Genomic DNA, 26,216 nt, shown 5'->3' on the forward strand with positions numbered 1-26,216 from the left:
GGGCGGGCGATGTTTCGGAGACGTGTCGCGGGGCGCCGAGGCGAGCGCGTCACGTCGGCGGCTGCGGCCGGGGCCCGGCGGCCTGGAGCGAACGCGGGGCGCCCGCCGGCCGCTCTCCGGCCGGCGCGGCAGCTTTGCGGCCGAAGCTCAGCGCCTTGGGCCGCTTGGTCCGAAACTGGCCGCGCTCGGCGGCAACGAAGACGAGAGCCACGACGGCGACCGCGGCCGGCCACCACGTCTCGCCCCGATCCAGGCCCGAGAGCGTCAGCGCGAGCCCCGTGGCGAAGGCGGCGACGAGGCCCGGCAGCAAGGGGCCGAAATGCCCGGCCGCGGCCCGGATCCAGGCCCAGAGCGCGAAGGCGGCCGCCCCGACGCCGACGATGCCGAGATCGTACCACAGCACCAGCGCGGGCGTGCCGACGGGTCCGCCGGCAAGGGAATGCGTCACCCCGCGCCGAAAGCTGCCGAGGCCGTGGCCGGTGAGGAGCCGGGCGGGGTCCTGCAGGATGGCGGTGCGCCAGCCCTCCATCGCCGCCGCCCATTGTGGAAACCGGCCGGCGGCGGCCCCATGCAGGCCGAGCACCACCAGGAGGGGAGCCAGCAGCAACGCAAGGGCCAGCAGCAGGGCTGCCCCGTCCGCGCCGCGGCGCCCGAGTAGCTGCACCAGCCCGTACAGCACGGCCCCGGCCGCGAAGCTGAGCGCAGCCGCAGGTTCGGGCCCGAGCGCGGCCGCGACCGCGACGGCGGCCGCGAGACCGATCGCCTGCCCGTCGCGCCCTCGCGACCGCAGCCAGGCGATCGCCGGCCAAGCGTACAGCACGAGCACGCACACGCCGCGCTCGAGGTAGCGGTCCGCCTCGCCCTCCGGTGGCGAATCGTCGAAGGCCGCCAGGGCCGCCACGGCCAGCGCCGCCGCGGCCGCGCCGATGGGCGCGAGATAAAGGTTGGCCGACCTCATCCGGTCGGGCAGCGCCAGGTATCCGGCGAGGGCCACGGCCACCACCATCAGCGTCGCGACCAGCCGCGAGGCGGTCGGACCCGGTGATGGCGTCCACAGCAGCGACAGCGTGGACCAGCCGGCCAGCACGGCCAGCGCCACAGTGACCGGTGACGTGGCGAGCCGGGAAACATTGTCCCGCACCGGGCGCGCCGCGTCGTCCAGCGTGGCCGCCGTGCAGATGAGGGCAAGGCTGATCGCGGCCGCGATCACGAGCCCGGGTGCAGAGAGGAGGGCTCCGAACGGGAGCCCGAGCAGAAGGATCAGGAACCCGACGCGCCTGAGCAGCGCCGCCGAATCGCGGGCCGGATCGACCGCCGGGGGGGGAAGGCGCGCCATCGGGATCGCGAACACGAGAGCCAGGGCCGGAGCGGCCCTGGCGCGGACTCTATCGCGGGCTCGTGAGCAGGGCTGTAGGCCCCGCGCAACACCCGCCGGAGGACGTCAGGCGAGCCCCCTGCCGTCGCGCAGAAAGCGCACGATGGCCGAATAGTCCTCGCCGCCGTGCCCTTCCTCCTGGAATCGCCCGTACAGCGCGGCTGCGGCCGCGCCGAGCGGCGTCGCGGCGCCAGCCGAGCGGGCCGCCTCCTGGGAGAGGCGCAGGTCCTTCAGCATCAGATCGGTCGCGAAGCCGGGCCGGTAATCCGAATTGGCCGCGCTGGTCGGGACGGGCCCCGGCACGGGGCAATGCGTGGTCAGGGCCCAGCACGAGCCGGACGAGGTCGAGGCCACATCGAACAGGGCCTGATGCGAGAGGCCGAGCTTCTCGGCCAGCACGAAGGCCTCGGAAATGCCGATCATCGAGATGCCGAGGATCATGTTGTTGCAGATCTTGGCCGCCTGACCCGCGCCGGCCTCGCCGCAATGCACGACCCGCCGGCCCATCTTGGCCAGGATCGGCTCGCCGCGGGCGAAGGCATCCGGGGAGCCGCCGACCATGAGCGTGAGGGTGGCGCCCTTGGCTCCGACCGTGCCGCCCGAGACGGGCGCGTCGAGCGACATCAGCCCGGCCGCCGCCGCGACCGCATGGGCGCGCCGCGCGCTGTCCACGTCGATGGTGGAACAATCGACCAGCAGCGCGCCCGCGGGCACCGCCGGAACGATCTCGGACCAGACCTGGAGCACATGCTTGCCGGCCGGCAGCATGGTGATCACGACCTCGGCCCCGGCGACCGCCTCGGAGCCGGAGCCGGCGACCGCGATGCCCGCGGCCCGGGCCGTCTCGCACAGCGCCGGCACCACGTCGAAACCGACCACCTGGTGGCCCGCCTGGACCAGATTGGCGGCCATCGGGCCGCCCATGTTGCCGAGCCCGATAAAGGCGATGGTGGTCATCAACATTCCTCCCTGTTGCCGGGCTTCAAGACAGATGGCCGGCTCGGAGGCAAGACGTCGCAGCGGCGAGACTGTGCCGGCGAGGCCCGTCAGCGTCCCACGAGAGCCCTGGCGATGATCACGCGCATGATCTCGTTCGTGCCTTCCAGGATCTGATGCACACGCAGGTCGCGGACGATCTTCTCGATCCCGTATTCAGCGAGATAGCCGTAGCCGCCATGCAGCTGCAGGGCCTCGTTGGCGACCTCGAACCCGACATCCGTGGCGAAGCGCTTCGCCATGGCGCAGCGCTGGGTGGTGTCCGCGTCGCCGCGGTCGTAGGCCGCCGCCGCCGCATAGAGCATCATGCGGGCCGCCTCGAGTTCCGTCGCCATGTCGGCGAGCCGGAATTGCAGCGCCTGGAAGGCGTCGAGCCGCTGCCCGAAGGCCTTGCGCTCGCGCATGTAGCCGAGCGTCTTGTCGAGCGCGGCCTGCGCGCCGCCGAGCGAACAGGCCCCGATATTGAGCCGGCCGCCGTCGAGGCCGGCCATGGCGATCCGGAAGCCGATGCCCTCGTCACCGAGCCGGTTCGCGACCGGGACGCGGCATTCGTCGAAGACGACCTGCCGGGTGGGCTGCGCGTTCCAGCCCATCTTGCGCTCGTTCGGTCCGAAGGACAGTCCGGGCGCATCGCCGGGAACCACGAGGGTGGAGATGCCCTTCGGCCCCTCCCCGCCGGTCCGGAGCATGACGACGTAGAGGTCGGCCGCACCCGCCCCCGAGATGAACTGCTTGGAGCCGTTCAGGACGTAGTGGTCGCCGTCCAGCCGGGCCGTGGTCCGGAGCGCCGCCGCGTCCGAGCCCGAGCCAGGCTCGGTCAGGCAATAAGAGGCGAGCAGGTCCATGGTGCAGAGGCCCGGCAGCCAGCGTCCGCGCTGCTCCTCCGTGCCCCAGCGGTCGATCATCCAGGCCGACATGTTGTGGATGGAGATATACGCCGACACGGTCGGGCAGCCGGTGGCCAGGGCCTCGAAGATCAACGCCGCATCGAGCCGGGTCAGCGCCGAGCCGCCGACATCCTCGCGGATGTAGATGCCGCCCATGCCGAGCGCCGCGGCCTCGCGCATCACATCGACCGGAAAATGCTTCTCCTCGTCCCAGCGCAGCGCATGCGGGGCCAGCTTCTCGGCTGCGAAATCGCGGGCCATGTCGCGGATGGCGACCTGGTCCTCGGGCAGGGCAAACAGGCTCATTCAGGTCTCCACGCGGGCTCGGTCGCGAGCCTCGCCTTCTCTGTCCCGGACACCCCGGCCGCAGCACCGCCCCGAGGTTCAGGGGCGCTTCAGCCGGCGTTGCGGCCGCGCCATTCCTCGATGAAGCCGATGCAGGTCTCGGCGTCGGACACGTCGACATAGCGGCGGCCGATGTCGCGGAGGTTGTCGCGATGCGGCCCCTCCTCATGGTCGCCGACGCAATCCTCCGGCACGATCGTGCGAAAGCGCCACGAGAAGCTGTCGATCGAGGTCGCCCGGATGCAGCCGCTCGTGGTGCAGCCCGTGACGATGACGGTGTCCACGCCCTCCTTCAGGAAATACGGCGCGGCGCCGGTCTGGAAGAAGATTGAGGGCCCGGATTTCGTGACCGCGAGGTCATAGGAGGGATCGTAGATCTCGGGGTCGATCTCGGTTCCGGGCGCGCCGTGGAGAAAGGTCTCCCGCACCGCGCTGATCTTCCAATGCGGCATCTCGCGCTCGTTGAGATAGGCCGTGTTGCAGGTCGCGACCGGGACGCCGGCGCGCCGCGCCGCCTCGAGCAACCGACGGGTGTTCTGCACGGCCCGCATGATCAGGGGCGCCCCGCCGAGCGGGTAGCGGGCGTCCGTGAAGCCCGTCTGGAAGTCGACGACGACGATGCCGGGCTTGCGGCCGAAACCGACCGGCGTGTCGCCGTAGGTGCGGCGCGAATAATCGTCCATGTCTGAACTCCTGGCCGCGTCATGGTGGCGCGTGCCGACCCACCGGGCAATCCCGGATTCCTGCATGCGAGCATGTCCGGCCCGGTCTTTCCACGGGGGCCCGGCTTCCGTAGCGTCCGGGCACCATAAAGGGAGGCACGACAAGGTGATGGCGGGGGGGCGCGAGGAGCGATCGGCACAGGCCGGAGCCCTGGAAGCAGGCGGAGCCACAGAGGCGCCGCTCGCTGGGTTGAGGGTGGTCGAGGTCTCGGCCTTCGTGGCCGCGCCGCTCGGCGGCATGACACTGGCCCAGCTCGGCGCGGAGGTGATCCGCATCGACCCAATCGGCGGCAACATCGACATCGGCCGCTGGCCGCTCGCGCCGGGCGGCACCAGCATCTACTGGGCCAGCCTGAACAAGGGGAAGCGCTCGGTCGCGCTGGCGCTGAACACCCCGGAGGGCCAGGAGCTCGCGAGCGCCCTGATCTGCGCGCCGGGGCCGGACACCGGCGTCGTGCTGACCAACCTGCAGGCCCGCGGCTGGCTCGGCTACGACACCCTTGCGCAGCGGCGGCCCGACCTGATCATGGCCGAGCTGACCGGCAATCCCGATGGGTCGAGCGCGGTCGATTACACGGTGAATTGCGCCAGCGGCTTTCCGACCGCGACCGGGGCGACCGAGGAGCCGGTCAACCATGTGCTGCCGGCCTGGGACGTGGCGGCGGGCCTCTATCTCACCACCGCGATCCTGGCGGCCGACCGCATGCGGTCGCGCGGCCGCGGCGGCCAGCGCATCACCCTCGCCCTCGCCGACGTGATGCTCGCCACCGTGGCGAACCTCGGCTACGTGGCCGACGTGCAGGTCAACGGCGACAGCCGGGGCGCCCTCGGCAACGACCTCTACGGCGCCTTCGGGCGCGATTTCCGCACCGCGGACGGCCGGTCCGTGATGGTGGCTGCCTTCTCAAACCGCCAGTGGCGTGCCCTCGGCGAAGCGACCGGGCTCGCGGCCAAGCTCGAGCTGATCGGCCCGCTGCTCGATGTCGACATGACCACGGAAGGCGGGCGCTTCGAGGCCCGGGACGCCATCGCGGCCGTGCTGGCGCCCTGGTTCGCGGCGCGCGGGCTCTCCGAGGTGCGGGCCGCCCTCGATGGGCGGGGCGTGCTCTGGGGGCCCTACCAGAGCTTTCAGCAACTCGTGCAGGAGGACGCGCGCTGCTCGCCCGCGAACCCGCTGTTCGGCGAGATCGACCAACCGGGCGTTGGTCGCGTTCTGGCCCCGCGCTTCCCGCCGGGGCTACTGGGACGACCCGCCCCTCAGCCGGCGCCGCCGCACGGCAGCGACACGGAAGCGGTGCTTCGGTCCGTGCTGGGCCTCAGCGCCCGGGAGGTGGACGGATTGCGCCAGCGCCGGGTGATCGGCGGCGCGCCGCCGGCCTAGGCCGCGACACAGAACCGAGCTGGGCGGGGCGCCGGAGCCCCGCTGCCGGGCGGCGAGGCCCGACCGAGCCTATTGCAGCGCCTTCACTTCGCAGCGTGCGTAATCCCCGCTCGCCTGCACAAAGGCGTTGAGCTGGCCGATATAGCTCTCGGCCGCCGCCCTGAAGCCCGGCAAGGCCGCATTATAGGCCTTGATGGCGTCGTTGTAGCTGTGGCTTTCCCAGCCGAGGCAGCCCGGCGAGCCGGGTTTCGCGTCCGCGCAGGCCGGCTTGGCCGGGAGGGCGGGCTTTGCCGGCCGCGACGCGGGATCGGGCGGAACGGGCGGCACGCAGGCCGCCCAGACCGGTTGCACGGACAGCGCAGCCGCGAGCCAGGTGGCCGCGAGGACGCGGCGTCGCCGCGCCCCCCGTCCGGCTCTCCCGGCGGCCGCCACCGGCCTACTGCATCAGCGGGATGGTGAACTCGGCGCCTTCCTTGACGCCGCTCGGCCAGCGCGAGGTGACCGTCTTGGTCTTCGTGTAGAAGCGCACCGAATCCGGCCCGTGCTGGTTCAGGTCGCCGAAGCCCGAGGCCTTCCAGCCCCCGAACGTGTAGTAGGCGATCGGAACCGGGATCGGCACGTTGATGCCGACCATGCCGACCTGGACCTTGGCCGCGAAGTCACGCGCCGCGTCGCCGTCGCGGGTGAAGATCGCGACGCCGTTGCCGTATTCGTGCTCGTTCGGCAGCCGCAGGGCCTCGTCGTAATCCTTGGCCCGCACGACCGACAGGACGGGTCCGAAGATCTCCTCCTTGTAGATCCGCATGTCGGAGGTGACCTCGTCGAAGAGGCAGCCGCCCATGTAGAAGCCGTTCTCGTAGCCCTGCATGCGGAAGTCGCGGCCGTCCACGACGAGCTTGGCGCCCTCCTGGATGCCGGTCTCGACATAACCCTTGATCTTGTCGAGGGCGGCCCGCGTCACGACCGGGCCGAAATCGGCCGACGGATCGGTGGAGGGCCCAACCTTCAGCGCCTCGACCCGGGGGATCAGCCGCTCGAGGAGCTTGTCGGCAGTGGCCTGCCCGACCGGCACCGCGACCGAGATCGCCATGCAGCGCTCGCCGGCGGAGCCGTAGCCCGCCCCGATCAGCGCATCGACCGTCTGGTCCATGTCCGCGTCGGGCATGATGATCATGTGGTTCTTGGCGCCGCCGAAGCATTGCGCGCGCTTGTTGGAGCGTGCGGCCCGCTCGTAGATGTACTGCGCGATCGGCGAGGAGCCGACGAAGCCCACGGCCTTGATGTCGGCGTCGTCGAGGATCGCGTCGACGGCCTCCTTGTCGCCGTTGACGACGTTGAGGATGCCGGCCGGGAGGCCCGCTTCCATCATCAGCTCGGCGAGGCGCATCGGCACGCCGGGATCACGCTCGGACGGCTTCAGGATGAAGGCGTTGCCGCAGGCGATGGCCGGGGCGAACTTCCACATCGGGATCATGGCCGGGAAGTTGAACGGCGTGATGCCGGCCACGACCCCGAGAGCCTGGCGCATCGAGTAGATGTCGATGCCGGGTCCGGCGCCCTCCGTGTACTCGCCCTTCATCAGGTGCGGGATGCCGGTCGCGAATTCCGCCACCTCGACGCCGCGCTGGATATCGCCCTTGGCGTCCGGAACGGTCTTGCCGTGCTCGCGGGCCAGGATGTCGGCGAGTTCGTCGTAATGCTGGTTCACGAGGTCGACGAAGCGCACGAGCACGCGCGCGCGCCGCTGCGGGTTGGTGGCGGCCCAGGCCGGCTGCGCCGCCTTGGCGTTCTCGATCGCGGCACGAACCTCGGCTCGGCTGGCGAGGGCGACCTTGGCCCGCACGTCACCCGTCATGGGTTCGAAGACGTCCCCGGTTCGGCCGGAGGTTCCGGCGACCCGCTTGCCGCCGATGAAATGCCCGTAATCCAGCATGGAAATGATCCTTTCAGTGTCGTTGGGCGGCCGATCTCAGGCGGCGCGCACGATGTCGAATTGTCCGGTCTTGCGGAAACGGGTGAGGTAGCCCGGCACGATCGCCTCCAGGGCCTGGGGCACGATGCCGAGCCCCTGCAGCGTGCGGCCCTCCGCGACCGCGGCGTCGGACACGACGTTGTCGGTCTGGAGCAGCTCGACCTGGTCGCGCGTCAGCTTCACGGCGTTGGGCAGGAGCCCGAGCGTCAGGGCGTCGACGATCTCGAGCAGCCGGGCCTGCGCCCGCGCCGCCCCGAGCGGCATCGGCACGAGAAGGCGCCGGCGCTCTGTCACCTGGAGCACATAGGACACGAGTTCGCGCAGCGTGCGGATCTCCGGCCCGCCGAGCTCGTAGACCTGTCCGCCCCGCGCCGCGCCGTCGACGGCCTTGGCGACCGCCTCGGCCACGTCGCCGACAAAGACCGGCTGGAAGCGCGTGTCGGCGCCGGCAAGCGGCAGCACCGGCAGGGCGCGGGCCAGCGAGGCGAAGCGGTTGAAGAAGCTGTCGCCCTGCCCGAACAGCAGCGAGGGACGGACGATCACGGCGTCCGGCCGCGCGCTGAGCACGGCCTGCTCGCCCTGCGCCTTGCTGCGGGCGTAGACGGAGGGCGAGGTGAGATCGGCCCCGAGGGCCGAGACATGGACCAGCGGCACGCCGGCGGCGGTCGCCTCGGCAATCACCCGGGGGCCCGCGGCCTGGACTTCATGAAAGCCCTGGCGCCCGGTTTCCTGGAGGATGCCGACCAGGTTCACCACCGCGTCCGCGCCCGCGATGGCGCTTCGGACCGACTCGTCGAAGCGCAGATTCGCCTGCACGAGCTGGATCTGGCCGACCACGCCGAGAGGCTGGAGGAAGAAGCCCAGATTGGGCCGCCGCACGGCGACGCGGATCCGGTAGCCGCTGCGGGCGAGGTCGCGCACCACATGCCGGCCGAGAAAGCCTGTGCCGCCGAACACCGTCACGAGCTTCGGCGATTGACGCATCGCGTCCATGAGAGAGCTCCCGGCGCGCGAACGCGCGCCCTTTGGCGCCGTCCATAGCGGAAGGCGCGCGAACCTGTGAAGCCGCTGCGGCCCCGAGCGGACCGGGAATCGCCGAACTTCCCCCTTCGGGGGATTGCGAGCGCGGCGACCCTGGGGCAGCCTCGGGCAGGAGGCTCCGATGGCCCGCCTGTTCCAGCTTGTCGCCCTCGCCCTCGCGGCCGCCCTGGCGGTGCTGCCTGCCCGCGCCGCCGAGGACAGCTGCCCCGGGCTGGTCGCGGCTCGCACTCTGCCGGTCGTCCCTGCCGCGCTGGCGCCCGACGAGGTGCAACTCACCTATGTCGGCCACGCGACATTCCTGTTCGAAACGCCCTCCGGCCTGCGCATCGCGACCGATTACAACGACTATGTCCGGCCGAACGTCACGCCCGACATCGTGACCATGAACCGGGCCCACTCGACGCATTATTCGACCAATCCCGAGCCCGGGATCCGGCAAATCCTGCGCGGGTGGCGGCCGGAGGGCGGCCCGGCTCGGCACGACGTGCAGATGAGCGACGTCCGCATCCGCAACGTCCCGACCAACATCCGCCAATGGGGCGGCGAGACCACCCTGCCCGACGGCAATTCCATCTTCGTGTTCGAGGCCGCCGACCTGTGCATCGCCCATCTGGGCCACCTGCACCACACGCTCACGCCCGAGCACCTGAAGCAGCTCGGCCGCATCGACGTGCTGCTGGTCCCCGTGGACGGCAGCTACACGCTGGATCTCGACGGCATGATGGAGGTCGTGGCCAGCATCAATCCGCGGGTCGTGATCCCGATGCACTTCTTCGGCCTGTCCACCCTGAACCGCTTCCTGGCCCGGGCGGAGGGGCAGGGCTACGCGGTAGAACGCCGGGCCGCCCCAACCGTCACGTTGAGCCGCGCCGCCGTGCAGGGCATGCAGAAGGTGCTCGCTCTGCCCGGCCGCTGAGCTCCGCTGGCGGCCTCCGGCGGGATCAGACCGTTTCCGTTCCGACCAGATCGATGCCGAAGCCTGCGACGCCGACATAGGCGCGCGGGCCGCTGGCCAGGGTCCGGATCGAGGTGACGCCGAGATCGCGCAGGATCTGCGCCCCGACGCCGACCTCGCGCCACTGGCGCGTGCGGTCGGCCTCCGAGCCGGCCCCGGCTTCGTCCGGAAACCCCGTCATCGGCACGCCGGCGGTCCCTTCCCGAAGGTAGACAAGGACGCCCCTGCCCTCGTCCCGGAAGCGCTTCAGCGAAGCCGCGATCACACGGCCGCCGCCCAACACGTCGGCCACCACATTGGCCCGATGCAGCCGGGCCAGGACATTGCGGCCGTCGCCAACGCGGCCGAACACGAAGGCGTAGTGCTGCACCGCGTCGAAAGGAGTCGCGTACGCATAGCCCGTGAGTTCGCCGATCTCGGTCATCACCGGGAAGGTGCCGATGCGCTCGACCAGCTTCTCGCGTGACTGCCGATAGGAGATGAGATCGGCCACCGAGAGGCGCTTCAGGCCGTGCTTGGCCGCGAAGGCGGTGATCTGGTCACCCTTCATCACGGTGCCGTCGTCGTTGGCGAGTTCGCAGATCACGCCCACCGGCGGCAGCCCGGCGAGCCGGCAGAGATCCACCGCCGCCTCGGTATGTCCCGACCGCATCAGGACGCCGCCCTCGCGGGCGATCAGCGGGAAGACGTGGCCGGGGCGCACGAAATCCGCCGCTCCCATGTTGCCGTTGGCAAGGGCCCGCACCGTGTTGGTGCGCTGCTCGGCCGAGATGCCGGTGGTCAGCCCGTGCCGCACGTCGACCGTGACCGTGAAGGCCGTGCCGAGCGGCGCGTCGTTCGAGGCCACCATCGGGTCCAGCCTGAGCCGCTTCGCCTCGGCGCCGGTGACGGGCGCGCACACGATGCCGCAGGTGTTGCGGATGATGAAGGCCATCTTCTCCGGGGTGCAGAGAGAGGCCGCGACGACGAGATCGCCCTCGTTCTCGCGGTCGTCGTCGTCGGTGACGACCACGATTTCGCCCCGGGCGAAGGCCTCGATGGTGTCGGGAATAGGGTCGGACATGGGCTCTCGGAGGTGAAGGCGGCGGCGGTCGGCGGCGGGCGGGGCGGCTAGGCCCCGCCGACCTGCCCGCGATGCCTCAAGTAATGATCCGCCAGCACGCAGGCCACCATGGCCTCGCCGACCGGCACGGCCCGGATGCCGACACAGGGGTCGTGCCGGCCCTTGGTGACGATGTCGGCCGCCCTGCCCTCCCGGTCCACCGTCATGCGGGGCCGCAGGATGGAGGAGGTCGGCTTCACGGCGAAGCGGCAGACCACGGCTTGGCCGGTGGAAATGCCGCCCAGGATGCCGCCGGCGCGGTTCGACAGAAAGGTCGGGGCGCCGGCATTGCCGGGCCGCATCTCGTCGGCATTGTCCTCGCCGCGCAGCGCCGCCGCCGCAAAGCCGTCGCCGATCTCCACGCCCTTGACGGCGTTGATGGACATCAGGGCCGCGGCCAATTCGGCATCGAGCTTGCCGTAGATCGGGGCGCCGAGCCCCGGGGGCACGCCCTCGGCCACGATCTCGACCACGGCCCCGATGGAAGATCCGTCCCGGCGGATGGCGTCGAGTTCGGCCGCCCAGGCTTCCGCCGCGACCGGGTCCGGGCAGAATAGCGGATTGCGGCCGACCTCGTCCCAATCGAAGCGGCTGCGGTCGATCGCGTGCGCACCCATCTGCACCACGGCGCCCCGGATGGTGACGCCAGGCAGGATCTTGCGGGCGATGGCGCCGGCCGCGACGCGGGCCGCCGTCTCGCGGGCCGAGGAGCGGCCGCCGCCGCGATAGTCCCGCACGCCGTATTTGCGGTCGTAGACGTAATCGGCATGGCCCGGCCGATAGAGGTCGCGGATGGCCGCGTAGTCCTTGGAGCGCTGGTCGGTGTTCTCGATCAGGAGAGCGATGGGGGTGCCGGTCGTGACCGGGCCGGGCAGGCGCTCGTCGGCGAAGGTGCCGGACAGGATGCGGACCTGATCGGGCTCGCGCCGCTGCGTGGTGAAGCGCGACTGGCCGGGCCGGCGCCGGTCCAGATCCTCCTGGATGTCGGCCTCCACGAGCGGGATGCCGGGCGGGCAGCCGTCGACCACGCAGCCGAGAGCGGGCCCGTGGCTTTCGCCGAAGGTGGTGACGCGGAAGAGGTGGCCGAAGGTGTTATGCGACATCGCCGGCCGGCATGTACGGCCAAAGCGCGGGCGAGTCAGCCCGCCCGCGCCCGAAAGCGCCGCCTCAGGCGGCGATTCGCTGCGGGGCCGGGGCGTGGATCACCGGCACGGCCGGGGCGCCCTCCCATTCGGAATGGGCGGGGATCGACTCGCCCTTCATGATCACGGTGAGCGGGCGCAGCATGGCGAACTCGCCGACGCGGCTGTCGTAGAGCACGGTCGCATTGGCCCCGACCGTGACGCCCCGGCCGAGATCGACCCGGCCGACCTTCATCACCCGATCCTCGTAGAGATGCGTCTGCAGCGCCGACATGTCGTTGATGGTGCAGAAATCGCCGATCCGGACACAGTCGAACTCGGTGATGTCGGTGGACAGCATGCAGATGCCCTGGCCGGTCTTGGTGCCGAGGAGGCGCAGGAACCAGGGCAGAAACGGGGTGCCCTGGAGATGTTCCAGCAGCACCTTGCCGGCGAGGCCCCAATAGAGAACCGCGACGGCCTCCGTCCGCATGGCCCACCAGGACCACATCGGTTTCATCAGGGGCTCGTAGCGCCCCATCAACGCCCATTTCACGCAGACCACGATCAGCGCCTGCGTGATCGCGATGGCGGTGGCTGCGAAGATGAAGCTCGCGACCAGCGTGCCCCAATCGTGGCGCAGCACGGCCGGGTAGAAGAGGTTGTCGACGGCCGCGATCCCGAGCGAGATGAACAGCATGGCCGGGAACGAGGTGTGCAGCGTTTCGAAGGCGAGCCGCCACATCTTCATGCGGCGGCTCGGCGTGTAGGTAGCGGCAGCCCCGAGCACCACCTTTTGACGGGTCGGGAGCTTGATCGGCGGCGAGCCGAACCAGGTGTCGCCGGAGGCCATCTCCGCGTTCGAGGGCGGCTTCGACTTGATGCCGATCAGCACGTCGTCCGGAATCTGGGAGCCCGGCGGCACCACGGCGTCGTTGCCGATGAAGACGCGGGCGCCGGTCTGGACCGGCTCCAGCGTCATCCAGCCGCGCCGCACCTCCTCGTCGCCGAACACCACCTCATCGGCGATGAAATTCCCGGCCCCGATGCCCACGATGTCGTAGCGGCCCGACAGGTTGGTCGAGATCTCCGCCCCCTGGCCGATCTTGGCCCCCATCAGCCGGTACCAGGCCCGCATATAGATGGTGGCGAACAGGCTGGAGAGCGTTTCGAGCGTCACCTCGGTGCCGAGCGAAACGATCCATTTCCGCATGTAGAAGCCGGAGAAGATGGCGTGCCGGCCGGACCGCACCTTGGGCAGCACCGCCCAGCGCAGCGCCGCGATCAGCAGGACGGTCACGGCCGTCATGGCGATCGCCGTCGGCCAGGTGATCAGCGGCAGGTACCAGTAATAGCTCACCTCGAAGGTGGCGGAGAGCGAATCGTCGATCCGGTCGAAGAGGTAGAAGGCCGGGAAGATGGGCAGGAGGCTGACGGCCGGAATCAGCAACAGCATCAGGCCGTAGATCAGTCCGAGGCCGAGGCGCCGTCTGGTCGTGGCGTCCGCATGCGGCGGCAGGGCGGACAGGTCCACCACGCCCACCTCGCGGCCGGGAGAGCCGTCCCAGACGGCCCGGGGCGGCACGGTGGTCCCCTCCGGCACCACGGTGAGGTCGCGCAGTTCGGAATGGTCCCCGAGGCGCGCCCCGCTCGACACCACGCAGGAGGTGCCGACCAGCACGTCGGCCCCGATCTCGATCCGCCCGACCACAAAGCTGTTGCCGGTCACCTCCACGTTGTGGAGCACGCATTTCGACCCGAGCACGCTGCCGGCGCCGATGGACACGAGGTCGGCAGCGCCGACATGCAGGTCCGCGATCACGGCGTCGCGGCCCACCTTGGCGCCGATCAGGCGAAGGTAGATCGCCATGGCGGGCGAGCCCTGCAGCCACTTGATGTGGACCAGCGTCAGGATCCGGCTGACCAGCCACCACCGGAAGTAGTAGGTTCCCCAGAGGGGATACCGGCCTGGCTTCATGCGGCCGATGATCAGCCATTTCGAGGCGATCGCGATCGCGCCCGTCACCACGTTGATCATCATGTAGACGAGCAGGATGGCCAGAACTTCGGCCCACCATTCCAGACCCTCGCCGACAATGATCAGGTAGGTCAGGAACACGCCCAGCCACTGCGTGGTGGCGAGCGCGATGACGAAGGGCAGCGCGACGGCCTGGGCGAGCCCGCACAGGAAGCGCCGGCGCAGCGGCGGCGGCTCGAAGGAGAGGTCGCGGATCACGGTGTCGGCACCGGCCCCGCCGGTGCGGGCGATGAGATCGTCCGACATCGCCCGCAGGGTGCGGTGGCGATAGACGTCCTGCAGCGTGATGGAGGCGAGCGCCGGCGCCTCCCGGACGGCGGAGACGAAGCGCGCGGCCAGCAGCGAGTGGCCGCCCAGATCGGCGAAGAAATCCGCCTCGAGCCCGATCGCCTGGTTGCCCAGGCTGCGCTTGGCCGCGACCAGCAGCGCCGCCTCGGTCTCGTTGGCCGGGGGCTCCTGCTCTCCGGCATCAGCCCCGAAGCCGATCGGCGCCGCCCGCAGCGCCTTGCGGTCGACCTTGCCGGACGATAGGCGGGGCAGTTCGGCCACCCGCTCGAAATGGTCGGGCACCATGTAGGCCGGCAGGTCGCGCCGCAGACGAGCCCGAAGCTGCGCCGTGGCGAGGTCGGTGTCGCGCTCCGGCACCAGAAAGGCGACGAGCCGGTCGATGCCGTCGTCCTGGCGCAACACCACGGCGGCCTGCCCCACCCCTTCGAGCTGACCGATGCGGGTCTCGATCTCGCCGAGTTCGACCCGGAAGCCGCGTATCTTGACCTGGTCGTCGATGCGGCCGTGGAACGCGAGATCTCCGGCGGGCGTGAGGCTGACCGCGTCCCCCGATCGATACAGGATCGGATCGGCGCCCCCGGGCGCAAAGGGGTTGGCGACGAACTTCTCCGCCGTCAGCTCCGGCCGTTTCAGGTAGCCCCGGGCCACGCCCGGACCGCCGATCCAGAGTTCGCCCGGCTGGCCCGGCTCGCAGAGCCGGCCGGCCTCGTCGACCACATAGGCCGTGTAGTTTGCGATTGGCCGGCCGATGGTGACCGGCTGCCCGGGCAGGGCCTCACAGGCCGTCGCCACCACGGTCGCCTCGGTCGGACCATAGGTGTTGAACAGGCGGCAGCCCGGCTTCGCCCAGCGCTGGACGAGCGGCGCCGGCAGCGCTTCGCCGCCCATCAGGATGAGCCGGAGGCTCGGCACCGGCCGGCTCAGCATGGCGAGCAGGGTCGGCACCGTGTCCAGCACCGTGACACCGGCCGCCTCCAGGAGGTCGGGCAGGCGCTCGACGTCGCCGATCATGGCCGGGCTGGCCACAAACAGCGTCGCGCCGACCATGAGCGGAATCCAGATCTCCTCCATCGAGAGATCGAAGGCGACCGAGGCGCCCTGGAACACCACGTCGTCGGCCCGGAAGCCGTAAAGCTCGTTCCCGGCGCGCAGGAAGTGGCAGATGTTCCGCTGCGTCACGACGATGCCCTTCGGCACGCCGGTCGAGCCGGAGGTGTAGATCATGTAGGCGGCGTGCTCGGGCGTGAGCCCGCGCGCCCGCGGATCGAGCGGGGCTTGGTCGGCAGGGTCGACGAGCTGGGCGGCGGTCAGGATGGGCGCGCCGGTCGGGGCGCGCGGCGACAGCTCCGGGCTGGTCAGCAGCCCCTTGGCACCGGCATCGGCGAGGCACACGGCGATGCGGTCGGCCGGCGCCTCGGCGTCAAAGGGAAGCCAAGCCGCACCGGTCTTGGTGACGGCGATCTGCGCCACCAGAAGGTCGACCCCGCGCTCCATCCAGAGCCCGACCACGTCCCCAGGGCCGATGCCGAGCCTGACCAGGCCGCGCGCGATGCCCTCGGACGCGGCGTCCACGTCGCGGTAGCTGAGCCGGCGCGCGCCGAAGATCATGGCGCAGTGATCGCCCCGGGCCCGGGCAGTCGCCGCGAAGATCTCCGCCAACGTTTCGTCGCGCAGGAGGTCGTCGCGGACCGCTCCGCGCAGCACCGCTCCGGCGCGGACCGGCGTGGTCGTCCGCAATGCGTCAGCCGCAGCGGTCATCTGGCACCCACATCCACCGCACGGCGGCGCCGCACGGTCCTCCCTGTCCGATCGTTCCTGAACGGAGCCAATCGGTTGGGACCAAGTCTAGCCCAAAGGTCAGGTATCGGACCACCGGTGGCGGCCCGACTCGAGGAGGAGCACGCGACCTTGCCAGATATCGACCCGCGGCGCCTCGTGCTCCGCGACGCCGGCCAGGAGGTTCAGGAGGACGCGCGCGACCCCGCCATGAGACACGAGGAGCGTCGGCCGGTTCAGCTCGGCCACCACCGGCCGCAGCCGCTCGCGCAGCATGGCATAGCTCTCGCCGTCGGGAGGCGTGAAATTCCACTTGTCGCGCTCGCGCAAGGAGGCGAGCGCCGCATCGTGCCGGCGGACCTCCCGCCAGGTCTGCCCTTCCCAGCGCCCGAAGGTGAGTTCAACGAGGCGCGGGTCGCGCCGGTACGCGCCGGGGGCCAGCCCGAGCGCGCCGCGCAAGATCTCCATGGTCTCGACGGTGCGGGAGAGCGGGCTCGCCACGAAGTCGAGTTCGGCCGGCTCCGCGACCATCTGGGCGAGCGCGCGGCCGGCGGCCTCCGCCTGGACCCGGCCGACCGGGTTCAGCGCGATGTCCTTCTGCCCTTGAAGGCGCGCCTCGGCGTTCCAGTCGGTTTCGCCATGGCGGACGAAATAGATGGTCGGGGTCAGGACGCCTGCTCGCGCTCGAGCGAGAGATCCGGCGCGTCGGGATTCTTCATCCCGACGACGTGGTAGCCTGCATCGACGTGCAGGATCTCGCCCGTAACCCCGCGCGACATGTCCGACACGAGGTAGGACGCGGTCTCGCCCACCTCCTCGATGGTCACGGTGCGACGGAGCGGAGAATTATATTCGTTCCACTTCAGGATGTAGCGGAAGTCACCGATGCCGGAGGCGGCCAGCGTCTTGATCGGACCGGCCGAGATGGCGTTGACCCGGATGCCACCCGGGCCGAGATCGGCCGCCAGGTAGCGCACGGAGGCCTCCAGGGCGGCCTTGGCCACGCCCATGACGTTGTAATGCGGCATCCACTTCTCGGCGCCGTAATAGGTCAGCGTCAGGAGCGAGCCGCCGCCCGGCATCAGCTTCTCGGCGCGCTGCGCCACCGCCGTGAAGGAATAGCAGGAGATCAGGAGCGACTTGGTGAAATTGGCCTCGCTCGTTTCCACGTAACGGCCCGTGAGCTCGTCCCGGTCCGAGAAGGCGATGGCGTGGACCACGAAATCGAGTCGGCCCCAGAGCTGGGCCGTGGCCGCGAACACGGCATCCAGGCTGGCCGAGTCGGTGACGTCGCAATGGCCGACCACATGGCCGCCGAGCGCCTGGGCCAGCGGCTCGACCCGCTTGCGCAGCGCGTCACCCTGATAGGTGAAGGCGAGGTCGGCCCCATGCTGGCGGGCAACCTTGGCGATGCCATAGGCGATCGAGCGGTTGTTCGCGACCCCCATGATGAGGCCTCGCTTCCCCGCGAGCAGACCCTCTGCCTTGTCCGCCATGAACCACCCGAACTGTCCGGCACCTCCGGAGCGGTGCTGTTTAGCCGAGGCTCCCAGGCGACGAAAGTCCCGGCTTTCGGCCCCAGCCGGACACTGGCCCTCAGGTGAAGCGGTCGGAGGCCACCCGAGGCGGTCGGGAGCGCTCGGCCGGGCAGAGGGCGAGGGCACCCAGCGCGGCCTCCGCCTCCTCGCGAAAACCCTGCCAGAACTTGTCGGCGTAATCCTCCGGAGTTTCGGCTTCGCGCAGGTCGCCGGCGGCACGCCTGTGCGTTTTGCGCCACCAGGCGGCCGCGATGGCGCGGGCCACGGCGCGGGTCTTCTCGTCCATTCTGCCCTCGGGCGCTGCTCTGGGGCGTAATGCGCGGAGCGTCGGCTGGTGCCCGCGGCTCTGCGGCCAGGGTTGACGAGCGGTTAAGGGAGGGCGGCCAGGGGCCGCCCCTCAGTCGACCTTTGCGGCTCGGCGGGAGCGGGCGTACTCGGCCAGGGCGTCGTCCGGGGCGTCCGGCAGGCGGATCTCGGCCGTCACCAACAGGTCGCCCCGACCGGCTTTGGTGGGCAGGCCCTGACCACGCAGCCGGAACGTGCGGCCGGAGGAGGTCATGGGCGGCACGTTCATCTCGACCGCGCCGGTCGGCGTCGTGACCCGGACCTTGCCGCCCAGCACCGCGTCCTCGAGGTCGATCGGGCAGCGCGTGCGCAGGTCCGCACCCTCGATCACGTAGCGGTCCTGGGGCGCGATTTTGATGGTGAGGAGCACGTCTCCGGCCTGGCCGCCGCCCTGCCCCGGCGCGCCCAGCCCCCGGAGCCGGATCGTCTGCCCCTCAGTCACGCCGGGCGGGACGGTGACATCCACCTCCCGGCCGCCGGGCAGCGTGAGACGTTGGCGGGCTTCCGCCGCGATCTCCTCGACCGTGACGGTGAGGATGGCCTGCACGTCCTCCCCCCGGCGCGAGCGCGAGCGCGAGCCGCGCATCGCTTCCCCGAACAGGTGCGAAAAGATGTCCTCGCCTCCACCCGCACCCGGGCTCGCGCCCGCCCCGGCGCCGGGGCCACGCGGACCGGCCCCTCCGAAGCCGAACGAGAACCCCTCGAAGCCCTCGCGGCCATGGCCGCCGGCGCCGAAGCCCTCGAAGCCCTGGAATTTGGGCTTGCCCTCGCCGTCGATCTCGCCGCGGTCGAACTGGGCCCGTTTAGCCGGATCGCCGAGGATCTCGTAGGCGGCATTGACCTCGGCGAACTTGTCCTTGGCCGTGCCGTCGCCGGCATTGCGGTCGGGATGGTGCTGCTTCGCGAGCTTGCGGAAGGCCTTCTTGATCTCGGCCTCATCCGCCCGGCGCGCGACGCCCAGGATCTCGTATGGGTCTCGCATGAAGGGCTCCAGACGCCGCATCGCGTCACGCGGCGGAACACGCACTCCATGTAGGAAGGGTGTTGCCCGAATGCAACGATGCCGGGATCAGACCGGTTTGCGCCAGGGCCTGACATCCACGATCCGCCACTCGTCTGCCGACAGGCGGCACCCCGTGCCCTGGAGCGAAGAGGTGCGGCCCGGGAAGGTGATGGTGGCGATGAACGAGCGGCAGATCTCGTTGTCCCTGACAAAGGGCTGCGCGACGGGCGTGAACGTGCCGCCGATCTCGCTGTCGGGATTATCCCACTTCACGGCGGAACCGTTTCCCTGCGGGTCGAGCGCGATCGCGAGCGCGCCGCGGGCCCGGCGCCAATCTTCCTGGCCGAGATCGGGCGAGAGCGGCGAGGCCGCCTCCGGCCGCGTGATCGAGCCGGTCGTCTCGACGCGCTCGTCCGACAGCCCCCCGACTGCGACGCTGCAGGCCGATAGCAGCACGGCCGAGGTGGCAGCCGTCAGAACACGCGACGCCCACCGGTACGCTTCGCCCACGTCGAACCCTGCCTTATATCGATCCATGTCGGCCGGCCATTCTGGTCGATGATCGAGTGAGGCGAGATAACACCGTGGACAGCTTAACAACCGGTGAGTTCACGGAGGCGGAGGAGCCCTTCCGGCTGTTCACGGCCTGGATGCAAGACGCGAAAGCGTCCGAACCGAACGATCCGGACGCGGCTGCGCTGGCGACCGTGGACCGCGACGGGCTGCCCGATATCCGCATGGTCCTGATGCGGGGCGCCGATGAGAGGGGCTTCGTGTTCTACACCAACAGCGAATCGGCCAAGGGCGTCGAACTTGCCTCCCAGCCCAAGGCGGCCGCGGTGTTTCACTGGAAGAGCCTGCGTCGGCAGATCCGGGTGCGCGGCCCCGTGGCGCAGGTGTCGGAGGCGGAAGCGGACGCGTATTTCGCGAGCCGCGCGCGCGACAGCCGCATCGGTGCCTGGGCGAGCCAGCAGTCGCGCCCGCTCGAGAGCCGCTTCGCGCTGGAGAAGGCGGTCGCCTTCTATGCCGCGAAATACGCCGTGGGCGAGGTGCCCCGGCCGCCTCACTGGACCGGGTTCCGCATCTCGCCGGTCGAGATGGAGTTCTGGCAGGATCGGCCCTTCCGGCTGCACGACCGGGTGAAGTTCGTCCGGACGGCGGAAGGCTGGGAGCGGACCCGGCTCTATCCCTAGCGCCGGCGGGGCCGCGCCCGCTTGCGGCCGAACACGCCCACCATCTCGACGTGAGCCGACCAGGCGAACTGGTCGACCGGCAAGACCCGGGCGAGTGAGAACCCGCCCGCACACAGGCTGGCGGCATCACGGGCGAAGGTGCCGGGATCGCAGGATACCATGATCACCTTGTCCACGGAGGACAGGATCAGCTGACGGACCTGGGCTTCGGCTCCGGCCCGCGGCGGGTCGAGCACCACCGCATCGAAGCGGTCGAGTTCGGTGGGCAGGAGAGGACGGCGGAACAGGTCGCGCCGCTCCGTCGTGACCCGGCGCAGCCCGGGCGTCCCCCGCATGGCCCGGTCGAGCGCGCCGAGCAGGGCCGCGTCGCCGTCCACGGCGTGGACCTCCGCCCGCTGCGCCAGCCGCAGCGCGAACGGGCCGAGCCCGCTGAACAGATCGGCCACCCGGCGTGCACCGGCAGCCCCCGCCATCACGGCCGCCCCGAGACGCTCCTCGCCCGCTTCCGTGGCCTGGAGAAAGGCGCCTGGCGGCGGCAGGACCAGGGCCGGGCCGACCCGGATGGCCGGGGGCCGCCGCTCCAGCAGCACATCGCCGTGAACGGACAGGCGGGCGAGGTCGAGCTCCGCCGCGAGCGCGACGAGGCGCTGGCGACGGGCCTCCCCGGGCGGGCCGGAGCCCCGCAGATCGATATCGAGTCCGCCCTCGGTCGCTGTCACGACGATGTCGAGCGGCTTGCCGCTGCCGCCGAGCGCGGCCGCCACGATGCGGGCCGCCTCCGGCGCGCGCGCCAGGGCCGGCACGGTGATCGGGCAGCGTTCGATCTCGACCAGCCGGTGGCTGCCAGCCTCCATGTAGCCGACCTGCATGCGGCCTTCGAGGAGGCGTCCATGCAGCGTCATGCGGCGGCGACCCGCGCCGTGGCCGTCCTGCAGCTCGTCGACGGCGACCCCGCCGAGCCCGGCGCGGTCCAGCGCGGCCAGCACCTTGCCGCGCTTCCAGGCGCCGTAGAGGTCTGGCCCGACATGCTGCGCCACGCAGCCGCCGCAGCGGCTGTAATAGGGGCAGAACGGGGCGACCCGGTCCGGGCTCGCGGTCAGAATCTCGACGAGCCGCGCCCGCTTTGCTCCCGGTTCCGCCAGAACCGTCTCGCCCGGCAGCGCGCCCGAGACATGGACGGGCCCCTCCGGCCCTTCCCCGAATCCGTCGCCGCCGGCGCCCAGCGCCCGAATCTCGACCCGCTCAACCATTGCGCCGACGCGCCCCGATCAGAATTTCACGGTTGCCGTCGCCCCCGGCAATCGGCGACTCGATGCGCCCCACGAGGTCGAGGCTCAGCGCCGGCAGGAGCCCGAGGATGGCCGCGACGGCCCCGTCCCGCAGGTCGGCGTCGCGGACAATGCCGCCCCGGCCGATCCCCTGCGGGCCGACCTCGAATTGCGGCTTCACCAGTGCCACGAGGTCTGCGCCCGCGGCCAGGTAGGTGGCGAGCGCGGGCAGCACGAGGCGCAGCGAGATGAAGCTGACGTCCACGGTGGCGAGCCCGACCGAGGCCGGCTCGATCGCGCCGCCGAGGGTCCGGATGTCGGTCGCTTCCAGGCTGCGGACCCGCGCATCCGCGGCGAGCCTCGGGTGGAGCTGGCCGCGGCCGACATCGACCGCGTGAACCAGGGCGGCGCCGCGGGCCAGCAGCACGTCCGTGAACCCGCCCGTCGAGGCGCCGACATCGAGGCAGACCCGCCCGGTCGGGTCGATGCTCCAGGCATCCAGGGCGGCCGCGAGCTTGACCCCGCCCCGCGACACCCAGGGATGAGGACGGCCGGCCGCGAGTTCCGCGTCGGCCGGCAGGAGATCGGAGGGCCGCCGGACGGGCGCGCCGCCCGCTTGCACGAGCCCCGCCTCGATCGCGGCGCGGGCCTGGGCGCGGCTCTCCGCGAGGCCGCGGGCGACGAGCAGGAGATCGGCCCGGATGCGGTCCGGCGAGGCCATGGCCGGCCGGGTGGCGGCGGTCAGGCCGGGTCCAGCGGCACGACCCCGGTCGGGGCGCCGTCGGGACCGAGCGTGATCCGCTCGATCCGGGCCTCGGCCCGCTTCAGCAGGGCCTCGCAATGCCGCTTCAGGAGCTCGCCGCGCTCATAGATGGCGATGGAATCTTCCAGCGGCACGCGGCCGCCTTCGAGCTGCTTCACGATGCCTTCGAGTTCGGCCAGCGCCGCCTCGAACGGCAGGCTGCCGACCTCGGCCGCCTCGGCAGGTCGGGGGGCTTCGGCGGCGGAGCGCGGGTCGGGCCTCGTCATGGCGGGCTTATGCGTCCTCGGCCGGAGGCTGACAAGGACGGCCGGGCCGGTTCGCCGTCCCGGGCGCCGCCGCCGCAACACGCTCCCGGAACCGCGCCGCCGCGTCCTCGGGGGCCCACGGCGCCAGGAGCGCCGTCACGCTGTCGGGAACGGGATCGGGGCGGCCGAAGATGGTGGCGGCCTCGGCTTGCGAGAACCCGGCCAATGCCGTCGCCTCGAGACAGGCGGCGGTCCGGTCAGCGCGCTTGATCAGCCGGGCCAGCGCGGCCGGGGGCTCGGCCGGCAGGCCGAAGGACAGGTAGACCGCCCCGAGAAGCCGCCCTTCGATGGCCCGGAAGTGGTCGCCCAGCGCGGCCTTGAGAGGCGTGATGACGTCGCCCATCACGTATTCGGGCGCGTCGTGCAGCAGCACGGCGAGCCGCTGCGGGCCGGACAGCGCGGGCTCGGCCTCGAGCGCGATCGCCTCCACCAGGCAGGAATGCTGCGCCACGGAGAACACGAAGGGCCCCGACGTCTGGCCGTTCCAGCGCGCCACCCGGGCGAGCCCGTGCGCGATGTCGTCCAGTTCGACGTCCAGCGGCGACGGATCCAGGATGTCGAGCCGGCGGCCGGATAGCATGCGCTGCCAGGCTCGGGCCGGCCGCTGCGGCCGGCTCACGCTGTCGCGGCTCCGGCGCTGCCGCCCAGCTGGGCGCATTCCGCATGCCGGAAGCAGCCGACCAGGTGGTCGTTGACGAGCCCGGTGGCCTGCAGAAACGCATACACGATGGTGGGCCCGCAGAAGGTGAAGCCCTTGCGGCGCAGATCCGCCGAGAGCTCGGCCGACAGCGCGTCGGAGGTCGGGATGTCCTGCCGAGTCTCGCGCAGGGTCTGGCGGGGCACGCCGTCGACCCTGTCCCAGAGATAGCGGGCGAACGGCTCGGCCCCGCCCATGTCGAGCCAGGCCTGGGCCGACCGCACCGCGCCCTCGATCTTGGCCCGGTTCCGGACGATGCCGGCATCCCCCATCAGGGTCTCGACCTCGGCCGGCGTGAAGCGCGCCATGGCGGCCGGCTGGAAACTCGCAAAGGCGCGCCGGAAGGCGTCGCGCTTGCGCAGAATGGTGATCCAGGAGAGCCCGGCCTGGAAGCCGTCCAGGATCAGCTTTTCGAACAGCGCCCGGCCGTCCCGCTCGGGCACGCCCCATTCGGTGTCGTGATAGGCGACGTAGAGCGGATCCGCCCCCGGCCACCAGCAGCGGCAGCGCCCGTCCGGGTGTGCGACGAGGCCTGCGGTCACGTCGATGCCGCCGCGTCCTCGCCCGGATAGGCGAAGCGGACCCAGTCAGGCTTGTCGAGCGCGACCGGCTGGCCCCCGGCGCGAATCGGCTCTCCCGAGGCGAGCGCCTCGCCGGCCCGGTCGAGCCGGATCAGGCCCAGACCCACGGCGCCCGGGGCGTCGCTGGCCCGGCCGAGGGCTCGCTCGCCGGCCACGACCTCTGCGGCCGAGTGCGGCCCGACACCCGGGTAGCGCAGGCGCACGATTCGGGTCCGGGCCGTGCCGCGATGCTGCATGCGGGACACGACCTCCTGGCCGACATAGCAGCCCTTGCGGAAATCGACCCCGCCCAGCTGATCCATCAGGGCCTCGTGCGGAAACGCATCGCCGAGCAGGAAGTCCCGGCCGGCCTCCGGCACGCCGCAGGCGATCCGGTGGGCGTGGTAGCTCCCCTGATCGCCCGCCTCTCCAGGCGAGGCGTTGCGCCGCACCACGGCCCGCCAGCCGAGTTCGGGGCGGCGCGGATCCGGCGCGGCCGCGACGGCATCGGCGGGCGGCTGGGCATCGCCCCATCCGGCCGCGACCTGGTGCGCGGCCGACAGGTCGGTCGCGGTGACCTTGGCCCTTAGGCGGTAGAGCTGGAGGCGTTTGACCAGGTCGGCCACGCTGGCGGCCGGCGCATCGAGCAGAAACGCGTCGGTGCCCGTCGCCAGGATCACGAAATCGGCCAGGATCTTGCCCTGGGGCGTCAGCAAGGCGCCGTAGCGGGCCCCACCGACCTCGATCGTGTCGAGATCGCAGGTGACGAGACGGTCCAGAAACAGCCGGGCCTCAGGGCCCGACACCTCGACCACCCCGCGATCGTCCAGGCGAACACTCGGCATCCTGCGCTCCGGCCCGGCCCTCTCGCCGGGACAGCCCGGATGTAGGGCCGCGCAGCGCCGCCCTCAACCGGCCCGGGCGGGCCCTGCCGGTCAGTGACGCGGCGCGACCGAGAATCCGCCGCCCCGGATGCGCTCCGGGAAGGTTTCCGCGTAGGTGGCGGTCTGCTCTTCGCCGTAGAGGTCGACCAGGTGGCGGAAGGCCTCGAACAGAGCGGCCTGGACGACGATGTCGCTGTCGAGCCCGTCGAGCTCGGCTTCGGCAAAGGCCGCCGCAACGTAGCCGAAGGCCACGCGCTTGGCGTCACCCAGATCCTCAGGCGCAGAGCTGTCGCTGTCGTTCATGTATCCGGCCGGCCGTTCTGTGACCTTTTAACAGGAGCGCGGTGGCCCGCCACCGATCGGTGACGAAGAGGTTAACGCGAGCGCGGAAAAGGGGTGGACGACTCGCGGGCCGCTTCGGCGCGCCCGATGGCGAAAGCCGCACGGAGCACGGGAAGGAGCCCGGGGGTGGTCTGCACCGTCTCGATCTCGTCCTCGCGAAACCACCGGATGCTCCCGGCTTCCTCTCCGGGCACCCCGTCGCCCGACAGCCAGCGGGCCGCATGCGGGCAGATCACATAATGGTGACGCACGCGCCCGTCCGCCTCCGGCTCGATGAACTCGATGGGCCTGATCGGGGCGATCACCTCGGCCGCAACCCCCGTCTCCTCGCGCAATTCCCGGAGAGCCGCCTCGGCCAGCGTCTCGCCCGGCTCGACGAGCCCGCCCGGAAGCGAGAAGAGATCCCGCAGCGGGGCGCGGCCGCGCGTGGCCAGGAGGATGCGGTCCCCGCGCAGCACCGCCGCCGAGGCGGCGAGCAGGGGCCGGGCCGGATAGAGGCGGCTGGGGTCGCCGCTCACACGTGCTGCCCGCCGTTGATGTGCAGCTCGGCCCCGTTCACGTAGGACGAGGTCTCCGTGCACAGGAAGTAGATTGCCTTTGCGACCTCGTCCGTGGTGCCGAGCCGCTTCAGCGGGATGGTTTCGACGATCTTCTCCGTTCCCGGCGACAGGATCGAGGTGTCGATCTCGCCGGGCGAGATGGCGTTCACCCGCACGCCCAGCGGGCCGAAATCCGCCGCCATTTCCCGGGTCAGCGCGGCCAGCGCCGCCTTGGAGGTCGAATAGGCCGTCCCGGCGAAGGGGTGGACGCGCGATCCGGCGATCGAGGTCACGTTGACGATGGAGCCCTTGGCCCGGGCGAGTTCATCGCACAGGCCGCGGGCCAGCATGATGGGCGCGAAGAAGTTGACCTGGAACACCCGCATCCAGTCGGCGTGGTCCGTGTTCAGGCCGTTCAGCCGCGTGCCGCCCTCCCCCTTGGGCGAGATCCCGGCATTGTTGACAAGCGCGTCGAGGCGCCCGCCCTCGGCGACCAGGCGCTCCTTGGTCTCCGAGACGGCCCGCAGCGTGTCCTCGGCGCTGGCGAGGTCGACCTGCAGGTGGTCGTCCGGGCCCATCTCCCACGGGCAGTTCTCCGGGAAGGCGTGGCGCGAGCAGGTGATGACCCGCCAGCCGGCCGCCTGGAACCGCTTCACGGTCGCATGCCCGATGCCTCGACTCGCACCGGTCAGGAGCATGACGCGTCGTTCGTGGTTGCGGCGAGGGCTTGAGATCACGCGGCCAATCGATCCTTGCAGAGACACCAGGAAGGTAGTTCGT

The 26,216-nt window shown here is 71.2% G+C and carries 27 protein-coding genes; 3 read left to right on the forward strand and 24 right to left on the reverse strand.

What is annotated here, in order from left to right; translation table 11 throughout:
* Positions 1-49: 49 nt before the first annotated feature.
* The 4 genes from JWR86_RS00790 to JWR86_RS00805 form a co-directional block, all read right to left on the reverse strand.
* Positions 50-1,336, reverse strand: coding sequence for a peptide ABC transporter permease (locus tag JWR86_RS00790; RefSeq protein WP_299559326.1), 1,287 nt, complete (start codon positions 1,334-1,336; stop codon positions 50-52).
* A gap of 105 nt (positions 1,337-1,441) precedes the next feature.
* The gene (mmsB, locus tag JWR86_RS00795) at positions 1,442-2,332 is read right to left on the reverse strand and encodes a 3-hydroxyisobutyrate dehydrogenase (RefSeq protein WP_299559329.1); all 891 of its coding nucleotides are present in this window, start codon (positions 2,330-2,332) and stop codon (positions 1,442-1,444) included.
* 89 nt (positions 2,333-2,421) lie between these two features.
* Positions 2,422-3,564 carry an acyl-CoA dehydrogenase family protein gene (locus JWR86_RS00800; protein WP_299559331.1) on the reverse strand — a complete coding sequence of 381 codons (1,143 nt, stop codon included), beginning with the start codon at positions 3,562-3,564 and terminating at the stop codon, positions 2,422-2,424.
* Between the two features lie 89 nt (positions 3,565-3,653).
* Positions 3,654-4,286, reverse strand: coding sequence for an isochorismatase family protein (locus tag JWR86_RS00805; protein ID WP_299559334.1), 633 nt, complete (start codon positions 4,284-4,286; stop codon positions 3,654-3,656).
* A 229-nt stretch (positions 4,287-4,515) separates the two neighbouring features.
* Between JWR86_RS00805 and JWR86_RS00810 the strand changes: the two genes are divergently transcribed.
* Entirely contained in the window at positions 4,516-5,706 is a 1,191-nt protein-coding gene (locus tag JWR86_RS00810) for a CoA transferase (protein WP_299559337.1), read from the forward strand.
* Positions 5,707-5,775: 69 nt separating this feature from the next.
* Here the strand turns inward: JWR86_RS00810 and JWR86_RS00815 are convergent, their stop codons facing one another.
* The 3 genes from JWR86_RS00815 to JWR86_RS00825 form a co-directional block, all read right to left on the reverse strand.
* Positions 5,776-6,057: a hypothetical protein gene (locus tag JWR86_RS00815; RefSeq protein WP_366914520.1), complete on the reverse strand. Its 282-nt coding sequence runs from the start codon at positions 6,055-6,057 to the stop codon at positions 5,776-5,778.
* 85 nt (positions 6,058-6,142) lie between these two features.
* Entirely contained in the window at positions 6,143-7,639 is a 1,497-nt protein-coding gene (locus JWR86_RS00820) for a CoA-acylating methylmalonate-semialdehyde dehydrogenase (protein WP_299559340.1), read from the reverse strand.
* Positions 7,640-7,675: 36 nt separating this feature from the next.
* Positions 7,676-8,671 (reverse strand): complex I NDUFA9 subunit family protein, encoded by a 996-nt coding sequence (locus tag JWR86_RS00825; protein WP_299559343.1) that lies wholly within the window; start codon positions 8,669-8,671, stop codon positions 7,676-7,678.
* A 169-nt stretch (positions 8,672-8,840) separates the two neighbouring features.
* Here JWR86_RS00825 and JWR86_RS00830 point away from each other — a divergent pair, with 169 nt between their 5' ends.
* Positions 8,841-9,635, forward strand: a complete 795-nt coding sequence (locus JWR86_RS00830) for an MBL fold metallo-hydrolase (RefSeq protein ID WP_299559346.1) — start codon at positions 8,841-8,843, stop codon at positions 9,633-9,635.
* A 25-nt stretch (positions 9,636-9,660) separates the two neighbouring features.
* Here JWR86_RS00830 and ribB read toward each other — a convergent pair whose 3' ends face one another.
* The 8 genes from ribB to JWR86_RS00870 all read right to left on the reverse strand — a co-directional run bounded on the left by ribB (position 9,661) and on the right by JWR86_RS00870 (position 19,422).
* Positions 9,661-10,737, reverse strand: a complete 1,077-nt coding sequence (gene ribB, locus JWR86_RS00835; RefSeq protein WP_299559350.1) for a 3,4-dihydroxy-2-butanone-4-phosphate synthase — start codon at positions 10,735-10,737, stop codon at positions 9,661-9,663.
* A 47-nt stretch (positions 10,738-10,784) separates the two neighbouring features.
* Complete coding sequence (gene aroC, locus JWR86_RS00840; protein ID WP_299559353.1) at positions 10,785-11,879, reverse strand: chorismate synthase; 1,095 nt, start codon at positions 11,877-11,879, stop codon at positions 10,785-10,787.
* A 64-nt stretch (positions 11,880-11,943) separates the two neighbouring features.
* Positions 11,944-15,981 (reverse strand): Pls/PosA family non-ribosomal peptide synthetase, encoded by a 4,038-nt coding sequence (locus tag JWR86_RS00845; protein WP_299559356.1) that lies wholly within the window; start codon positions 15,979-15,981, stop codon positions 11,944-11,946.
* 99 nt (positions 15,982-16,080) lie between these two features.
* Positions 16,081-16,668, reverse strand: a complete 588-nt coding sequence (locus JWR86_RS00850; RefSeq protein ID WP_299559403.1) for a histidine phosphatase family protein — start codon at positions 16,666-16,668, stop codon at positions 16,081-16,083.
* Positions 16,665-17,495: an enoyl-ACP reductase FabI gene (gene fabI, locus JWR86_RS00855; protein ID WP_299559359.1), complete on the reverse strand. Its 831-nt coding sequence runs from the start codon at positions 17,493-17,495 to the stop codon at positions 16,665-16,667. Before fabI ends, JWR86_RS00850 begins: the two co-directional genes overlap by 4 nt.
* A gap of 100 nt (positions 17,496-17,595) precedes the next feature.
* Positions 17,596-17,823, reverse strand: a complete 228-nt coding sequence (locus JWR86_RS00860; RefSeq protein WP_299559362.1) for a hypothetical protein — start codon at positions 17,821-17,823, stop codon at positions 17,596-17,598.
* Between the two features lie 111 nt (positions 17,824-17,934).
* Positions 17,935-18,864 carry a DnaJ C-terminal domain-containing protein gene (locus JWR86_RS00865; RefSeq protein WP_299559365.1) on the reverse strand — a complete coding sequence of 310 codons (930 nt, stop codon included), beginning with the start codon at positions 18,862-18,864 and terminating at the stop codon, positions 17,935-17,937.
* 87 nt (positions 18,865-18,951) lie between these two features.
* Positions 18,952-19,422 (reverse strand): RT0821/Lpp0805 family surface protein, encoded by a 471-nt coding sequence (locus JWR86_RS00870; RefSeq protein WP_299559368.1) that lies wholly within the window; start codon positions 19,420-19,422, stop codon positions 18,952-18,954.
* A gap of 47 nt (positions 19,423-19,469) precedes the next feature.
* Here JWR86_RS00870 and pdxH point away from each other — a divergent pair, with 47 nt between their 5' ends.
* Positions 19,470-20,078: a pyridoxamine 5'-phosphate oxidase gene (pdxH, locus tag JWR86_RS00875; RefSeq protein ID WP_299559406.1), complete on the forward strand. Its 609-nt coding sequence runs from the start codon at positions 19,470-19,472 to the stop codon at positions 20,076-20,078.
* Here pdxH and JWR86_RS00880 read toward each other — a convergent pair.
* The 9 genes from JWR86_RS00880 to JWR86_RS00920 form a co-directional block, all read right to left on the reverse strand.
* A complete protein-coding gene (locus tag JWR86_RS00880) occupies positions 20,075-21,328 on the reverse strand; it encodes an RNA methyltransferase (RefSeq protein ID WP_299559371.1) in 1,254 nt (417 codons plus the stop codon). The genes pdxH and JWR86_RS00880 overlap by 4 nt on opposite strands.
* Positions 21,321-22,067: a TlyA family RNA methyltransferase gene (locus JWR86_RS00885; protein WP_299559374.1), complete on the reverse strand. Its 747-nt coding sequence runs from the start codon at positions 22,065-22,067 to the stop codon at positions 21,321-21,323. Before JWR86_RS00885 ends, JWR86_RS00880 begins: the two co-directional genes overlap by 8 nt.
* Positions 22,068-22,087: 20 nt before the next feature.
* Entirely contained in the window at positions 22,088-22,375 is a 288-nt protein-coding gene (locus JWR86_RS00890) for an exodeoxyribonuclease VII small subunit (protein ID WP_299559377.1), read from the reverse strand.
* Between the two features lie 7 nt (positions 22,376-22,382).
* The gene (locus JWR86_RS00895) at positions 22,383-22,994 is read right to left on the reverse strand and encodes an HD family hydrolase (protein ID WP_299559380.1); all 612 of its coding nucleotides are present in this window, start codon (positions 22,992-22,994) and stop codon (positions 22,383-22,385) included.
* 35 nt (positions 22,995-23,029) lie between these two features.
* Positions 23,030-23,653: a DNA-3-methyladenine glycosylase I gene (locus JWR86_RS00900; RefSeq protein WP_299559383.1), complete on the reverse strand. Its 624-nt coding sequence runs from the start codon at positions 23,651-23,653 to the stop codon at positions 23,030-23,032.
* On the reverse strand, positions 23,650-24,516 hold the full coding sequence (locus JWR86_RS00905; RefSeq protein ID WP_299559386.1) for a folate-binding protein: 867 nt from the start codon (positions 24,514-24,516) through the stop codon (positions 23,650-23,652). Before JWR86_RS00905 ends, JWR86_RS00900 begins: the two co-directional genes overlap by 4 nt.
* 90 nt (positions 24,517-24,606) lie before the next feature.
* On the reverse strand, positions 24,607-24,858 hold the full coding sequence (locus tag JWR86_RS00910; protein WP_299559389.1) for a hypothetical protein: 252 nt from the start codon (positions 24,856-24,858) through the stop codon (positions 24,607-24,609).
* Positions 24,859-24,929: 71 nt separating this feature from the next.
* A complete protein-coding gene (locus tag JWR86_RS00915) occupies positions 24,930-25,415 on the reverse strand; it encodes an NUDIX hydrolase (RefSeq protein WP_299559392.1) in 486 nt (161 codons plus the stop codon).
* Positions 25,412-26,134: an SDR family oxidoreductase gene (locus tag JWR86_RS00920; protein ID WP_299559395.1), complete on the reverse strand. Its 723-nt coding sequence runs from the start codon at positions 26,132-26,134 to the stop codon at positions 25,412-25,414. The genes JWR86_RS00915 and JWR86_RS00920 overlap by 4 nt, the downstream gene beginning before the upstream one ends.
* Positions 26,135-26,216: the final 82 nt, after the last annotated feature.

Source organism: Enterovirga sp. (assembly GCF_028290205.1).
GTDB lineage: Bacteria > Pseudomonadota > Alphaproteobacteria > Rhizobiales > Beijerinckiaceae > Enterovirga.

Excerpts from the sequence above, each read along its gene's own strand:
- JWR86_RS00800 (WP_299559331.1), bottom strand. The coding sequence starts at position 3,564 with ATGAGCCTGTTTGCCCTGCCCGAGGACCAGGTCGCCATCCGCGACATG.
- mmsB (WP_299559329.1), bottom strand. The coding sequence starts at position 2,332 with ATGACCACCATCGCCTTTATCGGGCTCGGCAACATGGGCGGCCCGATG.
- aroC (WP_299559353.1), bottom strand. The coding sequence starts at position 11,879 with ATGTCGCATAACACCTTCGGCCACCTCTTCCGCGTCACCACCTTCGGC.
- JWR86_RS00905 (WP_299559386.1), bottom strand. The coding sequence starts at position 24,516 with ATGCCGAGTGTTCGCCTGGACGATCGCGGGGTGGTCGAGGTGTCGGGC.
- JWR86_RS00790 (WP_299559326.1), bottom strand. The coding sequence starts at position 1,336 with ATGGCGCGCCTTCCCCCCCCGGCGGTCGATCCGGCCCGCGATTCGGCG.
- JWR86_RS00870 (WP_299559368.1), bottom strand. The coding sequence starts at position 19,422 with ATGGATCGATATAAGGCAGGGTTCGACGTGGGCGAAGCGTACCGGTGG.
- JWR86_RS00885 (WP_299559374.1), bottom strand. The coding sequence starts at position 22,067 with ATGGCCTCGCCGGACCGCATCCGGGCCGATCTCCTGCTCGTCGCCCGC.
- fabI (WP_299559359.1), bottom strand. The coding sequence starts at position 17,495 with ATGGCGGACAAGGCAGAGGGTCTGCTCGCGGGGAAGCGAGGCCTCATC.
- JWR86_RS00830 (WP_299559346.1), top strand. The coding sequence starts at position 8,841 with ATGGCCCGCCTGTTCCAGCTTGTCGCCCTCGCCCTCGCGGCCGCCCTG.
- JWR86_RS00820 (WP_299559340.1), bottom strand. The coding sequence starts at position 7,639 with ATGCTGGATTACGGGCATTTCATCGGCGGCAAGCGGGTCGCCGGAACC.
- JWR86_RS00880 (WP_299559371.1), bottom strand. The coding sequence starts at position 21,328 with ATGGTTGAGCGGGTCGAGATTCGGGCGCTGGGCGCCGGCGGCGACGGA.
- JWR86_RS00845 (WP_299559356.1), bottom strand. The coding sequence starts at position 15,981 with ATGACCGCTGCGGCTGACGCATTGCGGACGACCACGCCGGTCCGCGCC.
- JWR86_RS00805 (WP_299559334.1), bottom strand. The coding sequence starts at position 4,286 with ATGGACGATTATTCGCGCCGCACCTACGGCGACACGCCGGTCGGTTTC.
- JWR86_RS00865 (WP_299559365.1), bottom strand. The coding sequence starts at position 18,864 with ATGCGAGACCCATACGAGATCCTGGGCGTCGCGCGCCGGGCGGATGAG.
- ribB (WP_299559350.1), bottom strand. The coding sequence starts at position 10,737 with ATGTCCGACCCTATTCCCGACACCATCGAGGCCTTCGCCCGGGGCGAA.
- JWR86_RS00825 (WP_299559343.1), bottom strand. The coding sequence starts at position 8,671 with ATGGACGCGATGCGTCAATCGCCGAAGCTCGTGACGGTGTTCGGCGGC.
- JWR86_RS00895 (WP_299559380.1), bottom strand. The coding sequence starts at position 22,994 with ATGCTATCCGGCCGCCGGCTCGACATCCTGGATCCGTCGCCGCTGGAC.
- JWR86_RS00860 (WP_299559362.1), bottom strand. The coding sequence starts at position 17,823 with ATGGACGAGAAGACCCGCGCCGTGGCCCGCGCCATCGCGGCCGCCTGG.
- JWR86_RS00910 (WP_299559389.1), bottom strand. The coding sequence starts at position 24,858 with ATGAACGACAGCGACAGCTCTGCGCCTGAGGATCTGGGTGACGCCAAG.
- JWR86_RS00890 (WP_299559377.1), bottom strand. The coding sequence starts at position 22,375 with ATGACGAGGCCCGACCCGCGCTCCGCCGCCGAAGCCCCCCGACCTGCC.
- JWR86_RS00920 (WP_299559395.1), bottom strand. The coding sequence starts at position 26,134 with ATGCTCCTGACCGGTGCGAGTCGAGGCATCGGGCATGCGACCGTGAAG.